Genomic DNA, 18,327 nt, shown 5'->3' with positions numbered 1-18,327 from the left:
CATGCGCACCACCAACCCCGCCTTCACCGCACCGCCGACCGAGACCACCCGGCCGGACCTGCAGGGCACGTTCGGCATGGCCGCCGCGACGCACTGGATCGCGACCGCGACGGCCCAGTCGGTCCTGGAACGCGGCGGCAACGCCTTCGACGCGGCCGTCGCCGGCGCGTTCGTCCTGCACGTCGTCGAGCCGCACCTGAACGGCCCCGGCGGTGACGTCACCGCCGTCTTCGCCACCGCGTCCGACAAGATCCCGACGGTGCTGATGGGCCAGGGACCGGCCCCCGCCGGCGCGACGCCCGAGCACCTCCGTTCCGAGGGACTCGACCTGGTGCCGGGATCGGGGGCCCTCGCGGCCGCCGTCCCCGGTGCCGTCGACGCGTGGCTGCTGCTCCTCGCCGAGCACGGCACGTGGGAGCTCGCCGACGTGCTCGCCCCCGCCGTCGGCTACGCCCGCGACGGCCACCCGGTCGCCCCGCGGGTGGTCGCCACGATCGCGACGGTGCAGGACCTGTTCCGGGACCACTGGCCCACCTCCGCCACGCAGTGGCTGCCGGGAGGCACGGTGCCGGTCCCCGGGACCGTCGTGCGCAACGAGGCATGGGCCGGCGTCCTGGACCGGCTCGTGCAGGCCGGGTCCGGTGTCGACACCGACGCGGCGGGCGACGCACGCGTCGCGCGGATCGAGGCGGCGCGCACCGAGTGGGCCGAGGGCGTCGTCGCGCAGGCGGTCGACGCGTTCGTCCGCACCCCGCACCGGCACGCGTCCGGGACGGACCACGCCGGCGTCATCACCGCCGCCGACATGGCGGCCTTCCGGGCGTCCACCGAGCCGGCGACCACCGCCGAGTTCCGCGGGCACACGATCGCGAAGACCGGACCCTGGGGGCAGGGCCCGGCGCTCCTGCAGACCCTGCGCCTGCTCGAGCCGCTCGACGACGAACGCCTCGACCCGTCCACCGTGCTCGGCGCGCACACCATCGTCGAGGCGCAGAAGCTCGCGCTGGCCGACCGCGAGGTGCACTACGGCGAGCGCGACGTCCCGATGGCCGAGCTGCTCTCCGACGCCTACTCCGACGAGCGCCGGGCCCTGATCGGCGATCGCGCCTCGCACGCCTTCCGACCGGGTGCCGTGTCGGTCCCCGGCGGCACCGTGCCCCCGCTCCGCGAGACCTACACGCCGCGTGGCGAGCCGGTCGCCGGCGTCGGTGAGCCCACCGTCCCGGGCGCCCGCGGCGAGGCCCCGGTCGAGACTCCGGTCGCGGCCCCGGCCGAGGAGGACCCGGTGCACGAGGACCGCGGCGAACCGATCGTGATGGCGACCGGCGAGACACGCGGCGACACGTGCCACATCGACGTCGTCGACCGCTGGGGCAACATCGTCAGCGCGACACCGTCCGGCGGCTGGCTGCAGTCGTCCCCGACGATCCCCGGCCTGGGGTTCTGCCTCGGCACCCGCCTGCAGATGACCTGGCTCGAGGAGGGCACGGCGTCCACGCTGACCCCCGGTGCCCGACCCCGCACGACGCTCACCCCGACACTCGTGCTCCGGGACGGCGAGCCGGTCGTGGCGATGGGCTCCCCCGGCGGCGACCAGCAGGACCAGTGGCAGCTGCTGTTCCTGCTCCGCACGATCGTCGGCGGGTGGTCCCCGCAGCAGGCGATCGACGCCCCCGCGCTGCACACGACGTCCTTCCCGGGCTCGTTCTGGCCGCGCACCTGGACCCCGGGCGGCCTGGTCGTCGAGGACCGTCTCGGCGACGAGGTGATCGCCGGGCTCGAGGAGCTCGGCCACGTCGTCACCCGCGCCGGCGACTGGTCGCTCGGCCGCCTGTCGTGCGTCACGCGCGACCCCGACACCGGCGTCCTGGGCGCCGCCGCCAACCCCCGAGGAGCACAGGGCTATGCCGCAGGACGCTGAGAACGTGACGACGACCACCGGGGCCGCACCGCGCCTCCCGTCCGGAACCGGAGCCGACCACCTGCTCTCCGTGCGCGACCTGCGCGTCGCGTTCGGGGACCGCGAGGTCCTGCACGGCGTCGACCTCGACGTCCGCCGCGGCGAGCGCGTCGCGATCGTCGGACAGTCCGGCTCGGGCAAGTCGACGCTCATCGCGGCGCTCCTCCGGTTGCTGCCGGGCGCCGGGCACATCACCGGCGGGGCGATCACGCTCGGCGACGACGACATCGCGCACGCAGACGAGCCGCTCATGCGACGGATCCGCGGCGGTCGGATCGGCCTGGTGCCGCAGGACCCGTCGACGAACCTGAACCCGTCGATGCGGGTCGGTGCGCAGATCGCCGACGCGCTCCGTGCCGGCGGGCTGCGCGGACGGGCCGCGGTCCGTCGCCGCGTGGTCGAGCTCATGACCGAGGCCGGCATCCCCGAGGCCGCCCGCCGCGCGGACCAGTTCCCGCACGAGTTCTCCGGCGGCATGCGGCAGCGCATCCTCATCGCGGTCGCGCTCGCCCGACAGCCGGAGCTCCTCATCGCCGACGAACCGACGAGCGCCCTCGACGTGACGGTGCAGCGGCAGATCCTCGACCACCTCCAGACCCTGGTGGACCAGCACGGCACCACGCTGCTGTTCGTGACGCACGACCTCGGCGTCGCGGCGGACCGGACCGACCGCATCGTGGTGATGCTCGACGGCGAGGTCGTCGAGCAGGGCGCCCCCGCGGCGATCCTCCGCGACCCGCAGCACGAGTACACGAAGCGGCTCATCGCGGCCGCCCCGGCGCTGTCGGGGGTCGCGCCGGAGCCGACCGCCCCGGGGGAACCGATCCTCGTCGTGTCCGACCTGGTGAAGGAGTACCGGCTGCGCGGCCGTGGCGCCGGCACCCTGCGGGCGAGCGACGGGGTGTCGTTCACGGTCCGCCGGGGCACCACCACCGCGGTGGTCGGCGAGTCCGGGTCCGGCAAGACCACGGTCGCGCGGATCGTCCTCGGGCTCGAGACCCCGACGTCCGGCACGGCGCTCGTCGACGGCCTGTCGATCGGCGCCGCCCGGGGGCGGGAGCGTCGGGCAGTCCGACGTCGCGTGCAGCCGGTGTTCCAGGACCCGTACGGGTCGCTCGACCCGACGTCGACCATCGAGCGGATCATCGACGAGCCCCTCCGCGTGTTCGGGGTCGGGGACCGGGCGTCCCGGGCCGAGCGGGTGGCGACGCTCCTCGACCAGGTTGCCCTGCCCCGCGAGGTCGCGCAGCTCCGACCGAACGAGCTCTCCGGCGGGCAGCGGCAGCGCGTCGCGATCGCCCGGGCGCTGGCCCTCGAGCCGGAACTGATCATCCTCGACGAGGCGGTCTCCGCGCTCGACGTGCTCGTGCAGGAGCAGATCCTGACGCTCCTCGACGACCTGCAGGACCGGCTCGGGCTGAGCTACCTGTTCATCACGCACGACCTCGGGGTGGTCCGTCGGATCGCGGACGACGTCGTGGTGATGCGACGGGGGAAGGTCGTCGAACGCGGCTCGGTGGCCGCGGTGTTCGACGACCCGCAGGAGCAGTACACGCGGGACCTGCTCGACGCGATCCCGGGTCGGAGCCTCGCCGAGGCGGCCGTGTGACGGACCTGCTCGACGCGATGCTCGGTCCGCGGGCGTCGGAGCCTCGCCGAGGCGGCCGTGTGACGGACCTGCTCGACGCGATGCTCGGTCCGCGGGCGTCGGAGCCTCGCCGAGGCGGCCGTGTGACGGACCTGCTCGACGCGATGCTCGGTCCGCGGGCGTCGGAGCCTCGCCGAGGCGGCCGTGTGACGGACCTGCTCGACGCGATGCTCGGTCCGCGGGCGTCGGAGCCTCGCCGAGGCGGCCGTGTGACGGACCTGCTCGACGCGATGCCCGGTCCGCGGGCGTCGGAGCCTCGCGGAAGCGGCCGTGTGACGGACCTGCTCGACGCGATGCTCGGTCCGCGGGCGTCGGAGCCTCGCCGAGGCGGCCGTGTGAGACGATCGGCCCCGTGCTGAACGGGACGAGCGTCATCGACGCCATCCGCCACGACATCGTGTCCGGTGCGCTGCAGCCCGGGACCCGGGTGACCGAGGCGTTCCTCGCGGAGCGCCACGGCGTCTCCCGGGTGCCCGTGCGTGAGGCCCTGCGCGGCCTCGAGGGCGAGGGCTTCGTGGTGTCCCGCCCGAACGCGGGCTCCCGGATCGCCGACATCCCCTTCGACGAGGCCGACGACCTGTTCGCCGTCCGGGAGTCCCTCGAGACCGCCACCGCCCGCCGCGCCGCCACGCGCGCCCGCACCCTGTTCGACGCACCGTCCCCGCCCGAGGACTGGTGGCGGGTCCGCCGGGAGCTCGGCGAGGTCCTCGACGCCGGGGACGCCGCCGTGGCGCGCGACGAGCTCGACCTGCTCGTCGACCTGAACGAGCGCTTCCACCTGCTCGTCGCCGAGCTGTCCGGCAGCAGCACGCTCGCGACGCTCCTGCGCCAGCTGTCCCGGAAGATCGAGTGGCTCTACGCGCTCGACACCTCGTCCCGTGGCAAGCGCCTGTGGCCGGACCACCGCCGGATCCTGGCGTCGATCGACGCGGGAGACGTCGACCAGGCCGCCGAGCGCATGGCGTGGCACGTCCGCGAGAGCCGGATCGGGTACGCGGCGCGGACCTCGCCGGCGCAGGCCGACGCGCTGCGTGCGGTGCCGCCCGTCGCCTGAACGGCCCCGGTCCGTTCTGCGCGTTCGCCTGCGCACTTGCCGAGAGCCGGTTGCGAGAACGATCGTTCTCCGATTGACTCGGCTTCGGCGGTCCCGGTCGGGTCCGTCCCCCACACGAAAGGAACGCGAATGCCCACGCGCACCGCACGCACCGCCTGGAACGGCGGCCTGAACGACGGCTCCGGTCAGGTCGAGCTCTCCAGCTCCAAGGTCGGCACCTACGACGTCTCCTTCCCGAAGCGCGCCGCGGACGAGGCCGGTGGCACCACCAGCCCCGAGGAGCTCATCGCCGCAGCGCACTCCGCCTGCTACGCGATGCAGTTCTCCGCGATCCTCGGCGAGGCCGGCGGCACCGTCGAGGCCCTCGACGTCAAGGCCGACGTCTCGCTCGGCCCGGACAGCGCCGGCGGCTTCAAGCTCACCGGCATCGTCCTGACCGTCAACGGCGAGGTCTCCGGCATCGACGAGGCCGCCTTCCTCAAGGCCGCCGACGAGGCCAAGGCGACCTGCCCGGTCAGCAAGGCGCTCACCGGCGTCGACATCGAGCTCAAGGCGACCTTCGAGCAGTAGCGGTCACGTCCCACGGGACGTCACCGAGTGACGGACGGGAGGCACGGTGCCAGCTGGCACCGTGCCTCCCGTCCGTCTGCTGCATACGCTGGGTCGCGTGCTCCGTCGTCTCGTGTCGTCACCCACCCGCATCGCCGGCTGGGCCGGCCTGGCGGCCGTCCTGGTGGGGATCCTGCTGATCGCGACGGCCCCGCACCCGACCGCCGGCTGGTTCGCGTACGCGCCGCTCTCCGACACGACCTTCGTCCCGGACCAGCACCCGTGGCAGGAACGCGCCGGCCAGGCGCTCGTCGCGGTCGGTGCGGTGGTCGTCGCGTTCGTGGTGGGCCGGCTGAGCGCACAGCGCCGCCCCTGACCGCGTCCAGCCGACGTCCGGACTCGGCGGCCGACGGCTGGCACCATGGCGGGATGGCCGAGCAGTTCCTCCCCGGTGTCCCACGGCCCCCGCGTCCGCCGCGGCCCCGCGTGCGCAAGCTCGCCCAGCACGACATCCGCGACGCGCGCGCCCGGCTGCGCGGCACCATCTACGAGGACGTGACGCCGGACACGCGCTCTCGCGAGCAGTACTCGCCGGTCCAGATCGTCGACTTCTGCCTCGACCTGGCCGAGGTGATGCTCGCGTCGGGGGCCGACACGCGCAGCGTGGAGACCGCCGTCGTCGCGGTGTCGACGAAGTGGAACCTCGCACCCCTCGACCTCGACTTCTCCGGCAGCTCGGTGACGATCCAGTACGCGCCGACCGAACACCCGCCCCTGGTGAAGGTGCGGACCGTGCAGTCGGACGGCTCCGACCTCGACCGACTGGCCCGCGCCAACCAGATCGTGGACGACCTCGTGCACGGCGAGCGGGACATGACCTCGGCGGTGAGCGCCCTCGTCGCGGTGCTCCGCCTGGCGCCGCGGTGGCCGTCGTGGTTGGCGGACGTCGGTCTGTCGGTCCTCGGGACCTCGATCGCGATGCAGGCGGGCGGTGGGTGGCGAGCTGGCCTCGGCGCCTTCGTCCTGATGCTCGGGATCATCCTGTCCGGTCGCTGGCTGACCGGCCGGGGCTTCCCGCAGTTCTTCGTCTCCGGTGCCCAGGCGGCCGTCGCCTCGGCCCTCGGCACCCTCGCGATCTTCGGCGACGTGCTCACCCCGACGGGGGCAGCCACCATGGTCGCCGCGCTCGTCGTGCTGCTCCTGCCGCACGTGTCGCTCGTCACCTGGGCGCAGGACGCCATCTCCGGCTTCCGGGCGATGGCCGTCGCCCGGGCGTTCTACATCGTGCTCGTCATCGCCGCGATCGTCGTCGGGGTGCCGGCCGGCATCGCGGTGCTGCACTGGCTGAGCATCGAGGTCGACCCGTCCGGGATCGTGCTCCGACCGCTGCCGCTCTGGGCGTCCCTGTCCTTGACGGTGGTGTCCGCGGCGGCGAACTGCTTCGTGCAGCAGGCCAGCGCGCGGGTGATCCCCGTCGCGGTGGTGTTCTCGGTCGCCGCCGGGGCGTTCCTGTGGGAACTCCGGCACCTCGGGATGCCGCTCCTCGGCGCCACGTTCGTCGCGTCGGTGCTGCTCGGCGTCCTGTCCACGATCGCGGCGGCCAGGATGCGCACAGCGGTGGCGGCGATCGCCGTGCCGGCGTTCTGCGGGGCGCTGCTGCCCGGTGTCGCGGTGTCGAATGCGCTGCTCAACTTCATGTCCGGCTCGTCCGGGGCCGCGCTCGACTTCGTGGCGGCGGTGTCGGTCGCGCTCGGGATCGGCGCGGGCCTGGTGCTCGGCGGACTCGTGGCGACCCCGGGAGCACGGCGTGCACTGCGGCGGGCCCGACGGGTGACCGTGCACTCGGTCCACAACGACACGACGGCGATCCCGGTCCTGCGGGACACCGGGTACGACCCCGGCAACGGGAGCGTGCCGCGGGGGTCGCGGCCGCGCTGATGCGCGCGGCGACGGTCGCTGCCGGCGGCTGCGCTGCCCCGAGCCTCGGGCTGGGCGACGAGTCCCGGGCACGGGGCCGCGGGACTCGTCGCCCACGCCGGGACTCGGCGCGCCTCAGCCCGCGTCCGAGACGGCCTTCGACACCGCGGTGGGGGCGTCGTAGTCGCCGTCCGGGATGCCCCGCAGCGCCTCGAGCACGTCGCCGTCGGCACCCTCCTGCTCGGCCTTCGAGACGATGTCGTCCTTCGAGGCCGGGTAGTCGATGCCGCTGAGGTACTTCTGGACCTGGATCGGGTTCGGTGCTGCCATGTCGATCTCCTTCGTTCGCGAGACCCACTGACTACCCGGCCGCCCCTCGGCGCCCTGCCGGTCAGTGCGTCCAGCGGCCGAGGCGCGCGGACCGACGCCCCGCACCGCGGCGCGCTCGGCGGCTCAGATCTCCCAGCTGCCGCCGTCGCTCCACGCCGAGAAGCGCTGAGCCGCCGCCGGCTCGTACCGCTCCATCCAGCCACGCTCGAGCCGCGCGACGGCCCGGTCGAACGCCGCGACCAGGTCGAGCTCGGCGCGGAGGAGCGCCTGGAGCTGCAGTCCCTCGTACAGGGCGATCAGCTGCTCGGCTCCGCGGCGCGGGTCCATCGTGTGCGGCGCCCGACCCACGGCGACGTCGTGCTCCAGGCCCCGCTTGATCTGCGAGTAGAAGAGCTGGTACCGGGACCGCAGGTAGGTCGCCATCGGGTGCGCGGGGTTGCCCGCGACGGAGAGCAGGGCGACGAGGAGTCGCATGAGCGCGGGGTCCTCGGCGTTCGAGGCGACGATCGCGCGGAGCAGGTCCACGGTCGAGCCGTCCCCGACCTCGCGCGTGACCTCGTCCATCCGGGCGCCGTTCCAGCGGTCCAGCGCCGCGAGCACGAGACCGTCCCACGACGGGAAGTGCTGTCGGAGCTCCGCGACCGAGATGTCGAGGCGCTCGGCGACGAGCCCGACGTGCGCCTCGTGGAAGGGGACGTCGCGGAGCAGGTCGACGGTCGCACCCACGATCGTGATCCGCAGGTGCAGGGTCGCGGCCGCAGCGGCAGCCGCCTGCGTGTCCGCACTGGTGTGTTCGAGCATCATGCCCTCCGTCGTGCCGCGGACGTCCTGTCCGCACCCCCATCCAAGCGCCTGCACGGGGGCCACCAGAATCCCCGTAACGGGTGTCGGCATGTCGGGGGACAAGGGATCGACCTACACCACGTGCACTGCGCTCGGGGACGGGACGTGCGACGATGCCGGGATGACCCCGGAGGACCCCGTCGCACAGGGACTGGCGACCATGGCGTCGGCGGGCTTCGAGTTCGGGAGCGACGCCGAGCAGGTGGCCCACGACGTCCGGACGATGTGGCAGCAGCTCGGTGCACCGACCGGTGCGTTCGCGGCGGCGGCCGACGCCATCGCCCGGCTCCCGCAGCGCCCCGAGGTCCCGATCGCCGACCAGGCACGTCGACGGGCCTTCGAGCGCGCGGTCGGGATCAACCCGGTCGAGGTCGAGCTCACGGCGGCGATGTCGGCGCGGGAGCTGCTCGAGCGGATGGCACGTTCCGTCGCCTGCTGACGCGACCCTGTGACGGAGTGGAGGCGCGGTGCCGGCCGGCACCGCGCCTCCACTCCGTCACAGGCGGCGACTACGGCGTGGGCATGCCACCGTCGACGTGCAGCGTCTCGCCCACGACGTAGGACGACTCGCCGCTCGCCAGGAACACGAAGGCCGGCGCGAGCTCGGCCGGCTGCCCCCAGCGGCCGAGGTACGTCTGCTCACCGGCGGACGGCAGGGCCTCCGGCGGCTGTCCACCGGCGGGCTGCAGCGGGGTCCAGATCGGCCCGGGAGCGACCGCGTTCACACGGATGCCCTTCGGCGCGAGCTGTGCGGCGAGCCCCTTCGCCATGTTGTTCACGGTCGCCTTCGTCGCGGCGTAGTGCACGAGGTGCGGCGAGGGGGCGTACGCCTGGATCGACGTCGTGTTGATGATCGTGGAGCCGGGCTGCAGGTGCGGCACCGCGGCCTTGGTGATGCGGAACGTGGCGTAGGCGTTCGTCTTGAAGGTCTCGTCGAACTCCTCGTCCGAGATCTTCGTGATGTCGTCGACGTTCTGCTGCTTGCCGGCGTTGTTCACCAGGATGTCGAGACCGCCCAGGCCGTCAACGGCCCGCTGCACGAGCTCCTCGCAGAACGCCAGTTCCGTGATGTCGCCCGGGATGGCCACGGCCGTGCGCCCGGCGTCCTCGATGAGCCCGGCGATGCGGTCGGCGTCCTCCTGCTCCTCGGGCAGGTACACGATCGCGACGTCCGCACCCTCGCGGGCGAAGGCGATCGCGACCGCCGCACCGATCCCCGAGTCGCCGCCGGTGACGAGCGCCTTGCGCCCCTCGAGCCGCCCGGAGCCGCGGTAGGTGTCCTCGCCGTGGTCCGCGGGGACGTTCTGCGCCATCTCCTCGTCGGTCCCGGCGCCCGGGAGGTACTGCTCGTCCGGCTTCTTGTCGGCGTAGAGCTTCGTGGGGTCCTGCATCGTGTACTGGTCGCGACCCGTCCGGCCGCCCTGCTGCTCCGTCATGGGGCCGACGCTACGCACGACCGGACCCCGGTCCGTCCAGCGGGGTGTCCCCCGTGGCGGTTCCGTGACACATCCCCGAATGTCACGAACGCATGACGACGAGGATGCGATTCGGTAACACCTGTCGTTCTGTCCGGTCGGGCGTCGTACGGTCGACTGGTGACTCTCCGGACCCTGCTCGCGCTCGGCGCTGCCGTGCTCGCCGTCACGGCGGGTCCGCTGGGCGTCGGCCCGAGTGCGCTCGGCGGGGCGCCGACCGCCGCCGCGGCGGAGCTCCCGGGTGACGGCGCACCGTCCACGACGCCGTCCGTCGACGTCTCCACGGCCAAGCTCCGACGCGTCGACGCCGTCGAGCTCGATGCGGAGTCCCTCGTGTTCCGCAGCGGGGACAAGACCGTCGCCGACGTGTCCATGCGCGACTCGCGGTCGACGGTGGACCTGCTGAACCGGCTGCTCGGCACCCCCGCACGGACGCAGACCGCGATCGGCTCGGGCGGCGCGTGCTTCCCGTCCGGGACCACCTACACGTGGGGCGGCGCCCTGCGCGTCGCGGCCTTGACGACCCCGGCCGAGGCGGGCAACGCCGTCGAGATCCGCGTGCTCAAGGACGCCGTCCGCTCGCGGTCCGGCGACCCGGTCGCCCTGTCCGGCCCCGACGGCGTCCAGGTCGGTGACGACATCGGGGACGAACTCCGCGCTGCGCCGCGCTCCGACAAGGTGTCCTTCGGCTCGGGCGACTCCCGTGCCTGGCAGCTCCTGCTCGAACCCGGATGGGCACCGACGACGGACGACGACGCCGACACCGACACCGGCGACGAGACCGCAGCGGACGACGACCCCGCGGCCAGCGGTGATGCCGACGACGCGGGCTCGAACGGGGTCTCCGCCCTGACGAACGGCACCGTCGTGAGCGTGCTCGGCTCCCCGATGCCGGTGCACGCGCAGCGCTCCTGCTGACCGCCGAGCGCCAGCCCCCGGGCTGATCGCCCCGGGTCAGACCCGGATCGTCGCGACCACCGGGAAGTGGTCGCTCGCCGTCCAGGTCTCGGGCCCGTCGTGGTCGATCACGACCCGGTCCACCCCGGTCACCCCGCGTGTGAACACCCAGTCGATGCGCTCACCCGAGTCCACCGGCGCCTGCCAGTCGTTGTACGTCGCAGTCCGGTCGCCCGGGTCCCCGGCGTCGAGCCAGGCGTCGCGGTACCCGGCGTCGACGAAGACCTGCCATGCGGCGCCACCGCCCGCCGGCTCGTTGCAGTCGCCCGCGAACACGACCGGTCCGTCGACGGCGTGGAGCCGCTCCACGACCAGCGCGGCGCTCCGCCGTCGGACGTCGTCGCCGTGCGCGTTCTCCTCGTGGTCGAAGTGCGAGGTCAGGAGCGTGAAGGACGCCCCGTCGACGTCGAGGAACCGGGCGTGGTTCGCCACACGCGGGTACAGGCTGCCCCACGTGTTCGACACCGGCTCGTCGGGGGTGTCCGACAGCCAGAACGTGCCCTCGTCCACCGGACGGAGTCGGTCGCGGCGGAAGAACACGGCGGCGTGCTCCCCCGCGGTGCCGCCCTCGCGGCCCTGCCCGACGTCACCGTGGTCCGGCAGCCCGGCTCGCAGGTCGTCCATCTGGTGGTCGAACGCCTCCTGCACGCACAGCACGTCGGGGTCGTGGCGCCGGATGACCTCGAGGACGAGCGGCAGTCGGGCCGGCCAGTCGTGGGCCGGGTCCGGATTCTTCACGTTGTAGGTCATCAGGGTGATCGGGCGCGCGGCGGAGGTCACGGCACGAACCTACCGAGGGGGTCCTGCCCGGTGCGCCAGGGAACGCCGGAGCGCCGAGACGCCGTCGCGCGCACGGCTCTTCGCGGTCCCGAGCGGGACCCCGAGCCTGTCGGCGAGCTCGGGCCCGCTCAGCTCGACCAGGTGGCGGAGCACGACGGCCTCGCGCTGCCGGTCCGGCAGCGACCGGACGGCGTCGCGGAGGGCCGCCCGGTCGAGCACCCCCTCGGCCCGCTCGAGCGACGCGTGGTCGACGAGTTCGAGGTGCCGCGCCCCGATGCGCAGGTCACGCTGCCGGTCCGCCTGGCTCGACCGCACCCGGTCGATCGCCCGCCGCTGGGCGATGGTCCGGATCCACGCGACCGCAGTGTGCCGGGGGTCGTACCGTCCGGCGATCTGCCACACCTCGAGGAAGACGTCCTGCACGACCTCCTCGGACTGCCACGGGTCGACCACCACGAGTCGCACCCACCGCTCGACGAGCGGCCGGAGCCGGCCGTACAACCGGCCGAACGCGAGCCGGTCTCCCGCAGCGGCGGCCAGCAGCCACGCCCGTTCTTCGTCCTGGTTCGTCTGCAGTTGCGCGCGCACCGTGACATTCCACATGCCGGTCGACGCTGACGCCAATCGGCGGGCAGGGTCACAGGACCCTGCCGGGCAGCGCTCAGTTGATGCAGACGCCTTCCTTGCCGTACGTCTTCACGTCGGTCGACGACGGCGAGGGCTCGGACGACGACGAGGACGACGGCTCCGGGGCGGCGGGCTCGGACGAGCCGGCGTCCGGCGACGCGGGGGCGGCCGGGGCGGACACGGTCTTGCCGTCGGACCCGAGCACGAGCGTCACGCCGGTGACCTTCGTCGAGCGCACCGCGACGGCACCGGGCACGACGGCGGCGACGGCCTTCGCCTGCGCCTCCTGGCCCGCCGGGTACTGCACCTGGGTGGTCTTCGTCTCGTCGGAGGACCCCGGGGTGCCGACCTGGAAGCCCCGGGCGGTGAGGGTCTCGCCGGCGGCGGCCGCGGCACCGGTGACCCCGCTGCCGTTCAGCACCGTGACGGTCGTCGCCGCGGGTTCGGCCGCGGTCGCCTTCGTGTACTCCTCGGGCTCGCCGACGAGTCCCTGCACGAAGGCGGGCAGCCCGACGGTGTCGACCTGGACGATCGACAGCGCGGAGCCGCCGACGTAGATCGTGGGGGTGCCGAGCGTCGGGATCGTCGCCGACTGGATGTTCCCCGGCCGCAGGTTCCGCATCTGCGTCGCGAGCGAGATGAGGTCGGTGTCGGTCTGCACCGAGCCGCCCACCGCGCTGAGGATGTTGTTCATCTTGACGGGGTTGAGCAGGGTCCCGGCGGAGAGCACCTTGCGGGCCTCCTGCGACAGGAAGTACTGCTGGCGGACGTTGCGGTCGAGGTCGCCGTTCGGCAGTCCGTGCCGCTGCCGCACGAAGGAGAGCGCCTGCTTCGCGTCGAGCTGCGACGTCCCCGCGGGCAGGTCCACCCCGGAGTACGGGTCCTTGGCGGGCTGGTTCAGGCAGACCTCGACCGGCCCGAGTTCCTTGACGACCTGGTAGAAGCCGAGCAGCGAGACGCGCACGTAGTGGTCGATCGTCAGGCCACTGAGGTCCTGGATCGTCTGGATGAGGAGCTTCGCGCCGCCGGTGTCGCCACCGCCGTTGAGCGTCCCGTAGTAGAAGGCGCTGTTGAGCTTGCCCTTGCCGACGCCCGGGATGTCGACGTACGAGTCGCGCGGGAACGAGATCATCGTCGCCTGGGACCCGTCGGCACTGATGTGCAGCACGATCATCGTGTCGGTGTTCGTCGCGCCGCCGTCGGACTCGGTGCTGAGCTCCGCCATCTCCTCCGGCGTCGCGTTGTCCGGCCGGTGGTCGTCACCGACGAGCAGGATGTTCTGCGCGGTGCCGTCGACGTCGTCCGCGCCCTTGGCCTTCGGGACGATCGCGTCGATCTTCGTGACGTTGTTGGACAGGCTCGCGTACGCGAACGCGGCGTACCCGCCGGTGAGGACCAGGCCCATCGCCAGCACTCCCGCGACGGCGGGCAGGACGATCCCGCCCCCGCGCTTCTGGCGCCCGTGGCGTGGCGGCACGTGGCCGCGGCGGGCGCGGCGCGTCGTCTGCTCGGGTTCGATGCTCACCCGGAAACCATAACCGCACAGCGTGGAACGGACAGGGAGAGTCCTGGATGCTCGCCCCCGGCGCACGGCCGGGACGGGCCGGACGGGAGGCACGTGGCGGCGCCGCCACGCGCCTCCCGTCCGTCCCGCACCCCGTCCGCGACCGCAGCCGCGTGGCGGGGCAGCTCCGCTAGGAGCGCGTCGGGAGCAGGTGGATGGCCTCCATCGCCAGCTCGGCGGCGATCGGGTCCTCGGCGAGGACGGCGGCCTTCAGGTCGTCGAGCTCGGGCCGGACGACCTCGTTCGGGACGAGCTCGGCGAACTCCGGCACGCGCAGCTTGAACGCGAGGCCGTCCGTGGTCGCGCGGCAGAGCTGCGCGAGCGACGGGTTCCCGCAGGCGTCGGCCCACATCCCGTACAGGTCCGAGCCCTCGCGGACGACCTCGGCCTGGTGCTGCGCGTCCATCCGGGCCGCGACGTCGTCGAGCATCGCGACGATCTTCTTCCGCTCCGCCGCCGTGAACCGCGGCACCGCGAGCCGGACGACTCCGCCGTAGATCACGCCGAGCGTCCGGAGTGCGTCGAGCATCTCGTCCTTCGACGGTGCGGCGACCCGTGTGTAGCGGTTCGGCGCCATCTCGATGAGGCCGGCCCGGGCGAGCTCCGCCAGCGCCTCGCGGATGGGGGTCCGGGAGACGCCGAGCCAGGCGATGAGGTCGTCGTCGTTCAGACGTTCGCCGGGCTCGAGCGTGCCGTCCATGATCGCGTCACGGATCTTGTCCTGCACGGTGTCGCGGAGGAGCTTCCGCTCGGCGGCCGGCTGCGTGGAGGGTACGGGCATGGGACCAGCGTGTCACATGTGATGGGTCGCGCGCGAGAGGCGCGACGGCCACCACGCGCGGCGTCCGAGGTCGTACACGACCGCCGGCACGAGCAGGGAGCGGACCACGATCGTGTCGAGCAGGACGCCGAACGCCACGATGAACGCGATCTGCACGAGGAACAGGATCGGGATGACGCCGAGCGCCGCGAACGTCGCCGCGAGGACGATGCCCGCCGAGGTGATCACGCCGCCCGTCGCCCCGAGGCCGCGGAGCACGCCCTCGCGCGGTCCGTGCCGCAGGGCCTCCTCGCGGACCCGGGTCATGAGGAAGATGTTGTAGTCCACCCCGAGCGCCACGAGGAACACGAACGAGAACAGCGGGACCGAGGGGTCGGCGCCCGGCAGGTGCAGGACGTGGTCGAAGACGAGCGCCCCGACGCCGAGCGCGGCCACGAAGGACACGATCACGCTCCCGATGAGCACCAGGGGCGCCACGACGCTCCGCAGCAGCAGCATCAGGATGAGCAGGATGACCACCAGCACGATCGGGATGATCACCGTGCGGTCGCGGATGCCGGTGTCGTTCGTGTCGAGGGCGGTGGCGGTGACCCCGCCGACGAGCGCGTCCGGCGACACCCGCTCCACCGCGGTCCGCAGGTCCCGCACGGTCTGCTCGGCGCGTTCCGAGTCGGCGGGTGCGGTGAGCGTGGCCTCGAGCAGGACGTCCCCGTCCGAGACCGTCGGGTCGGCGACCGGTCCCCGGGCAGCGGTGTCGTCCTTCGTCGTGGTGCCGACGGGGGCGGTCCCGGACGGGCTGTCCTTCGCCGCCGCGACGACGCCGTCCACCCCGTCGACCGAGCGGATCGCCGTGACGAGCCGGTCGAGGTCGCGCTCCGGGCCGATCACCTGCGCGGGGCTCCCGGAGCCGCCGGGGAAGTGGTCGGCGAGGACGTCCTGGCCGTCCCGGGCCTGCGAGGACCCGATGACGAGGTCGCTCTGCGGGACGCCGTCCGCCCGGAGCCCGACGATACCGGCCCCCATCGCGAGCAGGGCCACCGTGCAGACCACCCACACCGTGCGGGTCCGACGCGCCACGAGCCGCCCGACGCGCGCCCAGATCCCCCGGGCGTCCGGCCCGGTGAGCACCTTGTGCGCGCTGCCGTACGCCGGCCGCAGCGGCCAGAACGCAGCCCTTCGGAACGCCATCAGGAGCGCCGGCAGCAGGGTGAGGGCGGCGAGCAGGCTGAACGCGATGCCGATGGCCGCGACCGGACCGAGCGCCTTGTTGGAGTTGAGGTCCGAGAACAGCAGGCACAGCACGCCGACGATGACGGTGCCGCCCGAGGCGACGATCGGCTCGACGGCGCCGCGCAGGGCCGCCTTCGTCGCTCCCCAGCCGGTCCGGTGGTCCCGCAGCGCCTCGCGGTACCGGGCGGTGTACAGGAGCGCGTAGTCCGTCGCGGCACCGATCACCAGGATCGACAGGATGCCCTGCACCTGGCCGTTCACGGTGACGATGCCGGCGTCCGCGAGCCAGTACACGACGAGGATCGAGGCGCAGAGGGCGAAGGTCGCGGTACCGAGCACGAGCACCGGCAGGAGCGGCGAACGGTAGACGACGACGAGGATCACGAAGACCGCGGCGAGGGCGACCCCGAGCAGGATGCCGTCGATGCCCGCGAACGCCTCGGTCAGGTCGGCCGTGAAGCCCGCCGGACCGGTGACGTACCCGGAGAGCCCGGCGGGCAGCGCGTCCTCGACGTCGGCGCGGATCGACGCCACCGCCTCACCGGTCTCGGCGTCCTGGGTCAGCGTCGCCACGATCTCGACCGCGTCGCCGTCCTCGCTCGGGATGACCGGGCTCACCCCCTGGACGTCGCTCCGGTCGCCGAGCGTCGCGGCGAGCTGCTCGGCCGCGGTCCGGTCGCCGTCGCGGAGCCCGCCGTCCCGGTCGAGCACGACGATCGCGGGCGCCCCGGACGCCTGTCGGAACGCCGAGGAGCGCTCCTGCACCTTCGTCGCGTCGGCCGAGGCCGGCAGGAAGGACGTCTGGTCGTTGGTCGCGACGTCGGAGATCTTGCCGAAGACCGGACCGCCGACGGAGGCGACGACGAGCCAGACCACGATGACGACGGCGGGCAGCACGATGCGGAGGAAGCGGGGCACGACGGTGAGCGTACACGGATCGTCAGCATGCTGATCACTTTGGTCGTCCGGGCGCGCCGTAGACTCCGGTCATGCACGAGCAGGCGGAGCAGTGGCCCCTCGGCCGCCTGCTCTCCGCAGCAGCCCGGGCCGTCGAGCGCGACTGGGACGAGCGGCTCCGGGCGATCGGGCTGACCCACGCAGCGCTCATCGCCATCGACATCCTGATCCGCACCGGGCCGACCGGCGCCGACACCCTCGCACGGACGGCGCACGTCCGACCGCAGACGATGTCCCTGACGCTCGAGCGGGCCGAGCGTGACGGGCTCGTCGAGCGGACGCCGCACCCCGACGACCGTCGACGCCGGGTGGTCTCGGTCACCGATGCCGGACGCGCAGCGTGGGACACAGCGCGGCACATCGAGCGCGAGGTGCTGCCCGACGACGACGCACTCCGGGAACGACTGACGAGGATCCTGTCCACGGACTGATATTCGCATATCACCTGCGGTATGCTGGTGTCGTCGACGTCAGGGTCGACCCGACCCGCAGGAGCAGCCGTGCCCGACCGTGCCGACGTCCCGTCCCCCGTCTCCGAGCGCCGCGCCGCCCGCGCGGCGGCCGAGGCCGAGCTCCGAGCATCCCGGGGCAGCCGCCGCCCACGGCCCGACCAGCAGGCACGCAAGCCACGCCGTCGACGTCCGGTCCTCCGTGCGGTCCTCGCCGCGACCGCCTCGCTCGCCGGCGTCGCCACCGTGCTGGCCGTCGTCGGGGCGGTGTTCGTCGGCGGACTCGTCCGGAGTTTCGACACCGAGAAGGACGTCATCCCCGACGCGTTCCCGACCGGGAACCGTCCCGCCCCGACGGCCGGCGCGCAGAACGTCCTGCTCATCGGCTCGGACTCGCGCGCAGCTCGCGACCCCGACGGCGACCAGGCCCTCGGCGGGCGGTCCGATGCCCTGATGCTCGCGCACGTCCCGGCGGACCGGCACGCGGTCTACCTGATGTCCATCATGCGCGACGCCTGGGTCGACGTGCCCGGCCATGGCCAGGCGAAGATCAACGCCGCGTACTCGTGGGGCGGCGTCCCCCTCACCGTGCAGACCGTCGAGCAGCTGCTGGACGTCCGGATCGACCACGTCGCTGAGATCGACTTCGCCGGGTTCGAGGACCTGACGGACGCGCTCGGCGGTGTCACCGTCTCATCGCCGCAGGCGTTCACCGCGCGCGGACACACCTTCACCGCAGGGCCGAACCGGCTCGACGGCGCCGGGGCCCTCGCGTTCGTGCGCGAGCGGTACGCCTTCGCCGACGCCGACCACACCCGCGTACGCAACCAGCAGGCGTTCATGCGGGGGGTGTTCCAGCAGGCCCTCTCCCGCGGGACCCTCACCCAGCCCGGTCGGATCCAGGAGGCCGTCGCCGCGACCAGCCGTCACCTGGCGGTCGATCCAGGCCTGGACGCATCGACGCTCTTCGGTCTGGGATGGTCCCTCCGTGGCGTCCGGGCCGACGACCTCCGGACCTTCACGATGCCGACCGCGGGTTCGGGCACGAGCACCGACGGTCAGTCGTACGTGACGCTCGACGACGGCGACCGGCGGACGCTGTCCCAGTCCCTCCGCTCCGACGACCTCGATCGGTGGCTCGCCGCCCGGAACCACTGACCCCACGCCGACGCGGCCCCGGAGCCGGACAGCACGAGACCCCCGCGA

18 protein-coding genes are annotated in these 18,327 nt (G+C 73.3%); 10 read left to right on the top strand and 8 right to left on the bottom strand.

Translation table 11 applies throughout. The annotated features are described in order from the left end of the window. Position 1: 1 nt before the first annotated feature. From DEU32_RS11815 to DEU32_RS11785, 6 genes are all read left to right on the top strand, one after another. Positions 2-1,921, top strand: coding sequence for a gamma-glutamyltransferase family protein (locus DEU32_RS11815; protein ID WP_114850708.1), 1,920 nt, complete (start codon positions 2-4; stop codon positions 1,919-1,921). Then, on the top strand, positions 1,905-3,569 hold the full coding sequence (locus DEU32_RS11810) for an ABC transporter ATP-binding protein (protein WP_114850707.1): 1,665 nt from the start codon (positions 1,905-1,907) through the stop codon (positions 3,567-3,569). The genes DEU32_RS11815 and DEU32_RS11810 overlap by 17 nt, the downstream gene beginning before the upstream one ends. A 391-nt stretch (positions 3,570-3,960) precedes the next feature. Next, positions 3,961-4,662, top strand: a complete 702-nt coding sequence (locus tag DEU32_RS11800) for a GntR family transcriptional regulator (RefSeq protein WP_229666918.1) — start codon at positions 3,961-3,963, stop codon at positions 4,660-4,662. 129 nt (positions 4,663-4,791) lie between these two features. Continuing rightward, positions 4,792-5,232 carry an OsmC family peroxiredoxin gene (locus DEU32_RS11795; protein ID WP_058742613.1) on the top strand — a complete coding sequence of 147 codons (441 nt, stop codon included), beginning with the start codon at positions 4,792-4,794 and terminating at the stop codon, positions 5,230-5,232. A gap of 97 nt (positions 5,233-5,329) precedes the next feature. Beyond that, positions 5,330-5,587: a hypothetical protein gene (locus DEU32_RS11790; RefSeq protein WP_114850705.1), complete on the top strand. Its 258-nt coding sequence runs from the start codon at positions 5,330-5,332 to the stop codon at positions 5,585-5,587. A gap of 53 nt (positions 5,588-5,640) precedes the next feature. Then, positions 5,641-7,149 carry a threonine/serine exporter ThrE family protein gene (locus DEU32_RS11785; protein ID WP_114850704.1) on the top strand — a complete coding sequence of 503 codons (1,509 nt, stop codon included), beginning with the start codon at positions 5,641-5,643 and terminating at the stop codon, positions 7,147-7,149. Between the two features lie 114 nt (positions 7,150-7,263). On the opposite strand, the gene DEU32_RS11780 is transcribed toward DEU32_RS11785, so the two are convergent. Both DEU32_RS11780 and DEU32_RS11775 read right to left on the bottom strand, forming a co-directional pair. Next, the gene (locus DEU32_RS11780; RefSeq protein WP_058742616.1) at positions 7,264-7,458 is read right to left on the bottom strand and encodes a DUF2795 domain-containing protein; all 195 of its coding nucleotides are present in this window, start codon (positions 7,456-7,458) and stop codon (positions 7,264-7,266) included. 123 nt (positions 7,459-7,581) lie between these two features. Then, a complete protein-coding gene (locus tag DEU32_RS11775) occupies positions 7,582-8,262 on the bottom strand; it encodes a TetR/AcrR family transcriptional regulator (protein ID WP_058742617.1) in 681 nt (226 codons plus the stop codon). Positions 8,263-8,422: 160 nt separating this feature from the next. Between DEU32_RS11775 and DEU32_RS11770 the strand changes: the two genes are divergently transcribed. Beyond that, a complete protein-coding gene (locus tag DEU32_RS11770; RefSeq protein ID WP_114850703.1) occupies positions 8,423-8,740 on the top strand; it encodes a hypothetical protein in 318 nt (105 codons plus the stop codon). A gap of 70 nt (positions 8,741-8,810) precedes the next feature. On the opposite strand, the gene DEU32_RS11765 is transcribed toward DEU32_RS11770, so the two are convergent. Beyond that, positions 8,811-9,737 (bottom strand): SDR family oxidoreductase, encoded by a 927-nt coding sequence (locus DEU32_RS11765; protein WP_114850702.1) that lies wholly within the window; start codon positions 9,735-9,737, stop codon positions 8,811-8,813. A gap of 159 nt (positions 9,738-9,896) precedes the next feature. On the opposite strand from DEU32_RS11765, the gene DEU32_RS11760 reads away from it, so the two are divergent. Then, positions 9,897-10,694 carry a hypothetical protein gene (locus DEU32_RS11760; protein WP_114850701.1) on the top strand — a complete coding sequence of 266 codons (798 nt, stop codon included), beginning with the start codon at positions 9,897-9,899 and terminating at the stop codon, positions 10,692-10,694. Positions 10,695-10,730: 36 nt separating this feature from the next. Here DEU32_RS11760 and DEU32_RS11755 read toward each other — a convergent pair whose 3' ends face one another. The 5 genes from DEU32_RS11755 to DEU32_RS11735 all read right to left on the bottom strand — a co-directional run bounded on the left by DEU32_RS11755 (position 10,731) and on the right by DEU32_RS11735 (position 16,633). Further along, positions 10,731-11,513 carry an endonuclease/exonuclease/phosphatase family protein gene (locus DEU32_RS11755; RefSeq protein ID WP_114850700.1) on the bottom strand — a complete coding sequence of 261 codons (783 nt, stop codon included), beginning with the start codon at positions 11,511-11,513 and terminating at the stop codon, positions 10,731-10,733. Positions 11,514-11,522: 9 nt separating this feature from the next. Continuing rightward, positions 11,523-12,116: a sigma-70 family RNA polymerase sigma factor gene (locus DEU32_RS11750; protein WP_114850699.1), complete on the bottom strand. Its 594-nt coding sequence runs from the start codon at positions 12,114-12,116 to the stop codon at positions 11,523-11,525. Between the two features lie 58 nt (positions 12,117-12,174). Next, positions 12,175-13,665 (bottom strand): LCP family protein, encoded by a 1,491-nt coding sequence (locus tag DEU32_RS11745; RefSeq protein ID WP_114850698.1) that lies wholly within the window; start codon positions 13,663-13,665, stop codon positions 12,175-12,177. A gap of 169 nt (positions 13,666-13,834) precedes the next feature. Beyond that, the gene (locus DEU32_RS11740; RefSeq protein WP_114850697.1) at positions 13,835-14,485 is read right to left on the bottom strand and encodes a GntR family transcriptional regulator; all 651 of its coding nucleotides are present in this window, start codon (positions 14,483-14,485) and stop codon (positions 13,835-13,837) included. A 12-nt stretch (positions 14,486-14,497) separates the two neighbouring features. Further along, positions 14,498-16,633, bottom strand: coding sequence for an efflux RND transporter permease subunit (locus tag DEU32_RS11735; RefSeq protein ID WP_114850696.1), 2,136 nt, complete (start codon positions 16,631-16,633; stop codon positions 14,498-14,500). Between the two features lie 71 nt (positions 16,634-16,704). Between DEU32_RS11735 and DEU32_RS11730 the strand changes: the two genes are divergently transcribed. Together DEU32_RS11730 and DEU32_RS11725 are read left to right on the top strand one after the other, a co-directional pair. Next, positions 16,705-17,103 (top strand): MarR family winged helix-turn-helix transcriptional regulator, encoded by a 399-nt coding sequence (locus DEU32_RS11730; RefSeq protein WP_114850695.1) that lies wholly within the window; start codon positions 16,705-16,707, stop codon positions 17,101-17,103. A gap of 69 nt (positions 17,104-17,172) precedes the next feature. Further along, positions 17,173-18,279, top strand: a complete 1,107-nt coding sequence (locus DEU32_RS11725) for an LCP family protein (protein ID WP_181819273.1) — start codon at positions 17,173-17,175, stop codon at positions 18,277-18,279. Positions 18,280-18,327 lie beyond the last annotated feature (48 nt).

Source organism: Curtobacterium sp. AG1037 (genome assembly GCF_003349855.1).
In the GTDB taxonomy this organism is placed as follows: Bacteria; Actinomycetota; Actinomycetes; order Actinomycetales; family Microbacteriaceae; genus Curtobacterium; species Curtobacterium citreum.
The sequence above is the reverse complement of the archived record's forward strand: the minus strand, read 5'-3'. Positions and strand labels throughout refer to the sequence as shown.